The organism is Pseudonocardia xinjiangensis, assembly GCF_012911925.1.
Lineage (GTDB): Bacteria > Actinomycetota > Actinomycetes > Mycobacteriales > Pseudonocardiaceae > Pseudonocardia > Pseudonocardia xinjiangensis.
In genome coordinates this window covers 19,487-27,716 of the sequence record NZ_JAAXKY010000103.1, presented here as the reverse complement: position 1 = coordinate 27,716, position 8,230 = coordinate 19,487, and the positions used below count along the sequence as shown (strand labels likewise).

At 74.2% G+C, this 8,230-nt stretch carries 8 protein-coding genes; 3 read left to right on the top strand and 5 right to left on the bottom strand.

From position 1 onward, the window contains the following. A partial coding sequence (locus HF577_RS25855) for a hypothetical protein (protein ID WP_211174826.1) occupies positions 1 to 242 on the top strand: 242 nt, incomplete at its 5' end. A gap of 20 nt (positions 243 to 262) precedes the next feature. On the opposite strand, the gene aroC is transcribed toward HF577_RS25855, so the two are convergent. Then, positions 263 to 1,435, bottom strand: coding sequence for a chorismate synthase (gene aroC, locus HF577_RS25850; RefSeq protein ID WP_169398549.1), 1,173 nt, complete (start codon positions 1,433 to 1,435; stop codon positions 263 to 265). A gap of 13 nt (positions 1,436 to 1,448) precedes the next feature. Further along, complete coding sequence (locus tag HF577_RS25845) at positions 1,449 to 2,222, bottom strand: prepilin peptidase (RefSeq protein ID WP_169398548.1); 774 nt, start codon at positions 2,220 to 2,222, stop codon at positions 1,449 to 1,451. A 156-nt stretch (positions 2,223 to 2,378) separates the two neighbouring features. Here HF577_RS25845 and HF577_RS25840 point away from each other — a divergent pair, with 156 nt between their 5' ends. Together HF577_RS25840 and HF577_RS25835 are read left to right on the top strand one after the other, a co-directional pair. Beyond that, entirely contained in the window at positions 2,379 to 2,825 is a 447-nt protein-coding gene (locus HF577_RS25840) for a PPOX class F420-dependent oxidoreductase (RefSeq protein ID WP_169398547.1), read from the top strand. 26 nt (positions 2,826 to 2,851) lie between these two features. After that, the gene (locus tag HF577_RS25835) at positions 2,852 to 3,733 is read left to right on the top strand and encodes a spermidine synthase (RefSeq protein ID WP_169398546.1); all 882 of its coding nucleotides are present in this window, start codon (positions 2,852 to 2,854) and stop codon (positions 3,731 to 3,733) included. Positions 3,734 to 3,759: 26 nt separating this feature from the next. Here the strand turns inward: HF577_RS25835 and mltG are convergent, their stop codons facing one another. The 3 genes from mltG to alaS are packed head-to-tail and all read right to left on the bottom strand — an operon-like array spanning position 3,760 to position 8,172. Then, on the bottom strand, positions 3,760 to 5,025 hold the full coding sequence (mltG, locus tag HF577_RS25830) for an endolytic transglycosylase MltG (RefSeq protein WP_312859386.1): 1,266 nt from the start codon (positions 5,023 to 5,025) through the stop codon (positions 3,760 to 3,762). A 56-nt stretch (positions 5,026 to 5,081) separates the two neighbouring features. Continuing rightward, a complete protein-coding gene (gene ruvX / locus HF577_RS25825) occupies positions 5,082 to 5,507 on the bottom strand; it encodes a Holliday junction resolvase RuvX (protein ID WP_312859387.1) in 426 nt (141 codons plus the stop codon). A gap of 4 nt (positions 5,508 to 5,511) precedes the next feature. After that, positions 5,512 to 8,172 carry an alanine--tRNA ligase gene (alaS, locus tag HF577_RS25820; protein WP_169398544.1) on the bottom strand — a complete coding sequence of 887 codons (2,661 nt, stop codon included), beginning with the start codon at positions 8,170 to 8,172 and terminating at the stop codon, positions 5,512 to 5,514. Positions 8,173 to 8,230 lie beyond the last annotated feature (58 nt).

The window sequence follows — 8,230 nt, the reverse complement described above, 5'->3', positions numbered from 1 at the left end:
CCCGTGAGCAGCTCCCCCTCCCCCGGCGGCGCCGGCAGGCCCACCTGGAACCGCAGCTGCGCAACCCCGGGGGCGGCGACGCCGGCACCCCCTTCTCCGCGTTCAGCACCACGAACGACAAGCCTGCGGAGAGCAGCCCGGGCGCCACCGTGCCCACGACCGGCCCCGACGCCGCCGCGGCCTTCCACTCCGCCACCCGGCGCGGCCGGATGCGCAGGCGCCCCCGCTTCTTCGAGGGCTGAGCCGGGGGCCCGCCCCCGGGTCAGTGCTGCGCGGCGTCCTGGTAGGCGCGGAAGTTGCGGCGGGTCTCGGCCAGGGAGTCGCCACCGAACTTCTCCAGTGCGGCATCGGCCAGCACCAGTGCGACCATCGCCTCGGCCACCACGCCTGCCGCCGGCACCGCGCACACGTCGGAGCGCTGGTGGATGGCCTGGGCGGCCTCTCCGGTGGCGACGTCGACGGTCTGCAGGGCACGGGGCACGGTGGAGATCGGCTTCATCGCCGCCCGCACCCGCACGGGCTCGCCGTTGGTCATGCCGCCCTCGATCCCCCCGGCCCGGTTGGACAGTCGCTTCACCGGGTCGCCGGGGATCATCTCGTCGTGCGCCATGCTGCCCCGGCGCCGCGCGGTGCGGAAACCGTCGCCGATCTCGACACCCTTCATCGCCTGGATCCCCATCAGCGCACCGGCGAGCCGCGCGTCCAGCCTGCGGTCGGACTGCACGTACGAGCCCAGCCCGACCGGCAGCCCGTACGCGATCACCTCCACCACGCCGCCGAGGGTGTCGCCGTCGCGCTGCGCGGCGTCGACCTCCGCCACCATGGCCGCGGTGGCGGCGTCGGACCAGGCCCGGACGGGACTGGCGTCCACCCGCTCCAGATCAGCCGGGCCGGGCTGCTCGTCGTCGGAGGCCTCCACGGAGCCGAGCGCGACGACGTGGGACACGATCGCGACGTCGAACGCCTGCTGCAGGAACGCCTTGGCCACGGTGCCCAGCACGACCCGCGACGCCGTCTCCCGGGCACTCGCGCGTTCCAGCACCGGGCGGGCGTCGTCGAAGCCGAACTTCGTCATGCCGGCCAGGTCGGCGTGGCCCGGCCGGGGCCGGGTGAGCGGCGCGTTGCGGGCCCGGCCCGCGATCAGCTCGGGGTCGACCGGGTCGGCGGCCATGACCGTCTCCCACTTGGGCCACTCGCTGTTGCCGATCCGCACCGCGACGGGCCCGCCCTGGGTGACCCCGTGGCGCACCCCGCCGATGACCTCGAGCTCGTCGGCCTCGAACGCCATCCGCGCGCCGCGGCCGTGGCCCAGCCGGCGGCGCGCCAGCTCGGCGGCCAGCTCCTTGGTGGTGACCTCGACACCGGCGACCATGCCCTCGAGCACAGCGACCAGCGCGGGACCGTGGGATTCCCCGGCAGTGATCCAGCGCAGCACGCCGTCGATTCTCTCACCCCCCTCCCTGATGGGTGGGCACCGCACCCGCGGCAGCCAGCCACGAGGCGACCAGCCAGGTGGACGCCAGCATGGACGGCCCGTGCGGCACGGCCCCTCCCCGCCGTGGCGTCCCCGCGGCGAGGGCGCCCACCCCGAGCGCCGCGGTGAGGACCGCGGCCAGCACCGCCGCCAGTGCGAGTGCCGGCCAGCCGGTGGCCGCCAGCACCGCACCGAGCGGCGCGGCGAGCTTCACGTCGCCCGCGCCCATGGCGCCCCGGGCGAGGAGGTGGACCGCGGCGTGGGCGCCCGCGGCCACCGCGGCTCCGGCCGCGGCGTGCAGGACCGCGGGGCCCCCGACGGGCAGCAGGAGCAGCAGCGCGGCGGGCAGCGCCGGCAACGTGAGCGCGTCGGGGAGCCTGCGGTGCACCACGTCGACCGCCCCTGCGGCCACGCCGAACCAGCCCAGCCCGAGCAACACCGGCAGCCACGCCGCCGGGAGAACGCCTGCGGCCCACCCGGCGGCGGTGCCGCCCCATAGCGTCCCCACCGTGAGCTCGCACCACGGCGGCCGGATCCGGGCGCCCCGGCGCAGCCTGCCCAGCAGCACCCGGGCCACCGTGCCCGCAGCGCACCCCGCGACGCCTGCGCCCAGCACCGCGGCGGCCCCGGCCACCGATGCCGCCGCGACGAGCAGCCCCGCCGCCAGCAGCCCCGCCACCAGCAGCGCAGCCACCACGCCCGCCATCGGCCCGGCCGTGGCGCTGCTGCGCCGCTCCCGATCGTCCACGGGCTGATCCTCGGCGGCCCTGGTCCGGGCCGCCAGTGCGCGGGCGCAGCTGTGGATGGCCGGCCACCCAGGTGGACAACCCGCCGGGGGGCATGGCTGCGGATCGCCCCGCGGTGGCGTTGAGTGGTATCCCCGTCCCCGACACGAGGAGCAGACATGGCCACGAGCACCGGCATCGATCCCGCACTGGTCGAGCTGTTCACCCAGCAGCCCAACGGCATCCTGATCACCCTGAAGCGCAACGGCAGGCCGCAGTCCTCGGTCGTCACCCACGCCTTCGACCCCGCCACCAGCACGGTGCGCATCTCCATCACCGGTGACCGCGCGAAGACCCGCAACCTGCGCCGTGACCCCCGCGCCAGCTACCACGTCACCCGGGCCGACTACGGCGCCTACGTCGTCGGTGAGGGCACGGCGGAGCTGTCCGCAGAGGCCGCCGACCCGCACGACGACACGGTGGAGGCGCTGGTGGGCTACTACCGCGACCTGCGGGGCGAGCACCCCGACTGGGACGAGTACCGCGCGGCGATGGTCGCCGACGGCCGGGTCCTGCTCACGCTGGCGCTCGAGCACGTCTACGGGTGGGCCCGCCCCGGGGAGTGACGAGGCCGAGGGAGCAGGATCGGGGGGTGCACGGACCGACGGAGCCGGAGGAGCGGGTGGCGCGCGCGGTCGTCCACGCCGAGGTGGATCACGGCCACGCCGAGCTGCTGGGTGACCCCGACCGGCCGCAGGGCTGGACGCTGCTCCTCGGCGGCACCGCGCAGTCCCACGTCGATCTCGACGACCCGACCCACCTGGAGTTCGAGTACGTGCGTCGCTTCGGCCACGTCGTCGACCTGCTGGCACCGCGCGGGTCGCCGCTGCGGGTGCTGCACCTCGGCGGCGGGGCGTGGACGCTGGCGCGCTACGTCGCCACCACGCGGCCCCGGTCGGTCCAGCAGGTCGTCGAGCTCGACGCCGCGCTGGTCGACCTCGTGCGCTCGCGCCTGCCCGCCGACGGGCTCGGCATCGACGTGATCGTCGGCGATGCGCGGGCCGCTCTCACGCGGGCGACACCGGGTTCGGTCGACCTGCTCGTGCTCGACGTGTTCGCCGGGGCCCGCACCCCGGCGCACCTGACGTCCACGCAGTTCCTTGACTCGGTGGCGGCGGCCCTCGCGCCCGGCGGGGTGTATGCGGCCAACGTCGCCGACGGCGGCGAGCTGCGCTTCGCGCGGACGCAGGTGGCCGCTGCGCTGTCCCGGTTCGCCGACGTGGCGGTGCTCGCCGCGCCCGACCTGCTGCACGGGCGGCGGTTCGGCAACCTGGTGCTCCTGGGCAGCGCGGAGGAGCTCCCGGTGGACGGGCTGGTGCGCCGCGCCGCGTCCGACCCGTTCCCGGCGCGCGTGCTGGCGGGAGCGGACGTCCGCCGCTTCGCGGGCGACGCGGCGGCGCCGTCGGATCGCGCGGCCACGCCGTCGCCGGAGCCGCCGCCGGGCTTCTTCGGCCGCCCGGCTGATCCGGCCTGACCGCGACGGCCCCGGCAGCGGGTCAGTCAGAAGGCGCCGTTCCGGCGGGCCTCCGCGACGTTGGCGGAGTGCTCGGCGAAGGTGGCGGCGAAGCACGAGGAGCCGTTGGTCTGGCACCGGACGAAGAAGAACCAGGGGCCGGGGGCGGGGGTGAGCGCCGCCTTGATCGCGTCGATCCCCGGGGCCGAGATCGGGGTGGGCGGCAGGCCGGCCACGACGTAGCTGTTGTACGGCCCGGGGCGTGCCCGGTCGTCCGCGGTGGTGCGCAGGGCCTGCAGGTCGAGCGGGTAGTTGACCATCGAGTCGAGCTCGAGCCGCTGACCGGCCCCGAGCCGGTTGTAGATCACCCTGGCGACCTTCGGCATGTCCGGGGTGATGGCCTCCTTCTCCACCAGCGAGGCGATCGTCAGCACGGTGTACGGGTTGGAGCCGATGCTCTGGGCCCCGGCCACGAGCCCGGACGCCTCGAGCCGCGCGTCCGACGTGGTCAGCAGACCACGCAGCACGTCGACGGCCGACGTGCCGGGCTCCACGTTGTAGCGGCCCGGCATCAGCAGGCCTTCGAGCCTGCGGGCCGGTTCGGCCTTGGCGACCTCCTCCAGCGCCCACGCCGGCACGCCGAGTGCAGCCGGGTCGGTGCCGGTCATCGCGGCCCGCAGCGCGTCGACCGAGACGCACTGCTGGGCGCCGTCCTGCGTGAAGCACGTGGCCTTCGAGATCAGGGTGAGCACGCCGGGCGCCACCGTGCCGTCGGGCGCCCTGGTGTCGTCGAGCTGGACACCACCGCGGATCTCCAGCTGTCCGACCCGGGCCTTCGGGTCCAGGAGCAGCTCCACGGCCGACTCCCCGGACATCCGCGACCGCAGCTGGTAGTAGCCGGGCTGCACCGACCGGATGCGGTCGTCCTGCGCCGCGGCCTCGGTGAATGCCTGGACACCCGCCACGACCCCACGCTGGGCCAGCGTGCCCCCGATCTGGGTGGTCGAGTCGCCGTCGTGCACCTGCACGATGACGTCGCCGGTGCCGCTGCCCTCGAAGTCGGGCGTGGAGAACAGCGACGAGAACACGTAGTAGCCACCGCCCGCGACGGCGCCGAGCAGCAGGAGCGCGGCGAGCAGCACCACGAGGTTGCGCCGGCGCCGCTTCTGCGTGCGGGAGCGCTGCCCGGCCCGCCGGGACGCGAGCTGCTCCTGGCGGGAGGGGTACACCCCGACCTGTCCGGTGACCTGCGAACCGTCCGCCCCACCATCGTGATGGTGCGGCCCTCGCTGGTCCCATCCGTCCGGGTTCACAATGCTCGACAGTAACGAGCCAGCTCATGACCCTGCATTGCCGGGTCAGCGGCGGGTCACCGCCGCCGCGCGGCGTCCAACCAGCCCTGCAGGATCGCGACCGCGGCCGCCTGATCGATGACGGCGCGCTGCTTGCGTCCCTTCACACCGCGCTCGCGCAGCTGCTGGGTGGCGACCACGGTGGTGAGCCGCTCGTCGGAGAGCTCGACGGGAACGTCCACGACGGACTCGAGCCCGACGGCGAACGCGCGCGCCGCCTCGGCGGCAGCACCCTCCCGCCCGGCCAGCGTGCGGGGCAGTCCGACGACGATGCCGACGACGCCGTGCTCGGCGACGAGGCCGGCGATCGTCCGCAGGTCGGCGCCGTGGTCGAGGTCACGGGGGACGGTGAGCAGCGGGGTGGCCAGCACGCCGTCCGGATCGGAGAGGGCGACCCCCACGCGAACGGCACCGACGTCGATCCCGAGCCGCCGACCCCGCACCACGTCAGTTGCGCAGCGCGGAGCGCAGGGCACGCACGGCGTCCGGAATCCCGGCAGGGTTGGTGCCACCACCCTGGGCCAGGTCCGGCTTGCCGCCACCCCGGCCTCCGACGGCCGCGGCGAACGCGGGGATGAGCTTGCCCGCGGCCAGTCCGCGGTCCCGGGCGGCGGCCGTGGTGGCCACCACGAACGAGACCTTCTCGCCGTCGCCGGAGAAGAGCGCGACCACACCGGGCCGCGACCCGAGCCGGCCCCGGACGTCGGAGGCGAGAGCACGCAGGTCGTTGCCGGCCACCCCGTCCGGTGCGGCCACTGCCACGAGCGCGACCCCGTCGACGTCCTCGGCACCCGCCGCGAGGGCTCCGGCCGAGGCCAGCACCGCGTCGGCGCGCACCTTCTCGAGGTCGCGCTCGGCCGTGCGCAGCCGCTCGACCAGCCCGTTGATCCGGTCCGGGAGGTCCTCCGGACGCGACTTCAGCTGGTCGGCCAGCGTCGAGACGAGCAGGTGCTCCTTCGACAGGTGGCGGAACGCGTCGAGCCCGACCAGTGCGTCCACGCGACGCACGCCGGAGCCGATCGAGGCCTCCGACAGCACCTTGATCATGCCGATCTCGCCGGTGCGCCCGACGTGCGTGCCCCCGCACAGCTCGCGGGAGTAGTCGCCCATGTCGACCACCCGGACCCGGTCGCCGTACTTCTCGCCGAACAGCATCATCGCGCCGAGCTTCTTGGCCTCGTCCATCGTGGTCTCGTAGGCCTCGACCTCGCGGTTCTGCTGCAGAACCGTGTTGACCTCGTCCTCGATCTCCGCGAGCGCGGCAGGCGCGACCGCGCCGGTGGGCGAGGTGAAGTCGAACCGCAGCCTGCCCGGGGCGTTGAGCGAGCCGGCCTGCGCGGCGGCGGTGCCCAGCGCGCCGCGGACGCCCGCGTGCACGAGGTGGGTGGCGGTGTGGGCCCGCGACACCGACGCGCGGCGCGACCGGTCGACCTCGGCCACGACGGCGGCGTCGAGCGACACCTCACCGGCGACGACGACCCCGCGGTGCACCCGCAGCCCGGCGACCGGGGACTGCACGTCGTCCACGCGGACGGTGAACGACGCGCCACGCAGCTCGCCCGTGTCGGCCTGCTGACCGCCCGCCTCGGCGTAGAACGGGGTGCGGTCGAGCACGACCTCCACGTGCTCGCCCTCCCGCGCGGCCGGCACCGGGACCCCGTCGACGAGCAGGCCGACGACCGTGGCCTCGGCGGAGAGCTCGGTGTAGCCGAGGAACTCGGTGACACCGTGGGTATCGAGCACCGTGCGGTAGATCGACCCGTCACCGTGGCCGACCTTGCGGGTGGCGGCGTCGGCCTTCGCGCGGGAGCGCTGCTCGTTCATCAGCGCGGCGAAGCGGTCCTGATCGACCTCGAGGCCCGCCTCGGACGCCATCTCGAGGGTGAGGTCGATGGGGAACCCGTAGGTGTCGTGCAGCTGGAACGCCCGGTCCCCCGGCAGCACGAGGCTGCCGCCGCGCTTCGTCTCCGCCACGGCGGTGTCGAAGATCCGCGAACCGGCGCTGAGCGTGGAGAGGAACGCCTCCTCCTCGGCCTCGACGACCGCGGAGATCCGCTCGAAGCCGCTCACGAGCTCCGGGTAGGTCGGCGCCATCTCGTCGCGCACGACCTCGGCGAACGACCGGAGCACCGGCTCGTTCACCCCCAGCAGCCGCGACGAGCGCACGATGCGCCGCAGCAGGCGCCGCAGCACGTACCCGCGGCCCTCGTTGGACGGCGTCACCCCGTCGCCGATGATCATGACCCCGGAGCGGGCGTGGTCGGCGATCACCCGGAACCGGACGTCGTCGGCGTTGTCGGCGCCGTAGCGGCGGCCGGAGAACTCCTCGGCCCGCGCGATCACGGGACGCACGAGGTCGGTCTCGTAGACGTTGTCGACACCCTGGAGCAGGTACGCGACCCGCTCCACACCCATGCCGGTGTCGATGTTCTTCTTCGGCAGGGAGCCGATCGGCGGGTGGTCGTCCTTCGGGCTCAGCTCACCCCGCACGTCCTGCATGAAGACGAGGTTCCAGATCTCCAGGTACCGGTCCTCGTCGGCCTCGGGGCCGCCCTCGCGGCCGTGCTCGGGCCCCCGGTCGTAGTAGATCTCGGAGGAGGGGCCACCCGGACCGGGCACGCCCATGTCCCAGTAGTTGTCCTTGCCGCCGCGGCGCTGGATGCGCTCCAGCGGCAGCCCGGCGATCTTCCGCCAGAGGTCGATGGCCTCGTCGTCGTCGCGGAAGACCGTGACCCAGATGCGGTCGGGGTCGAAGCCGTAGCCGCCGGCGTCCTGGCTGCTCGTGATCAGGGTCCAGGCGTGCTCGATCGCGCCGGCCTTGAAGTAGTCGCCGAACGAGAAGTTGCCGGCCATCTGGAAGAACGTGTTGTGCCGGGTGGTGCGGCCGACCTCGTCGATGTCGCCGGTACGCACGCACTTCTGGATGGAGGTGGCGCGCGCGTAGGGCGGCGGCACATCGCCGAGGAAGTACGGCTTGAACTGCACCATGCCCGCGTTGACGAACAGCAGGTTCGGGTCGTCGAGGATCAACGACGCGCTGGGCACCTTGACGTGTCCGGCCGCGGTGAAGTGGTCGGTGAAGCGACGAGTGATCTCGTGGGTCTGCACGGCGGCGCTTTCTGGGTGGTGTGCGACGAGGAAGGCCTACGACAAGTCTCCCCCACGG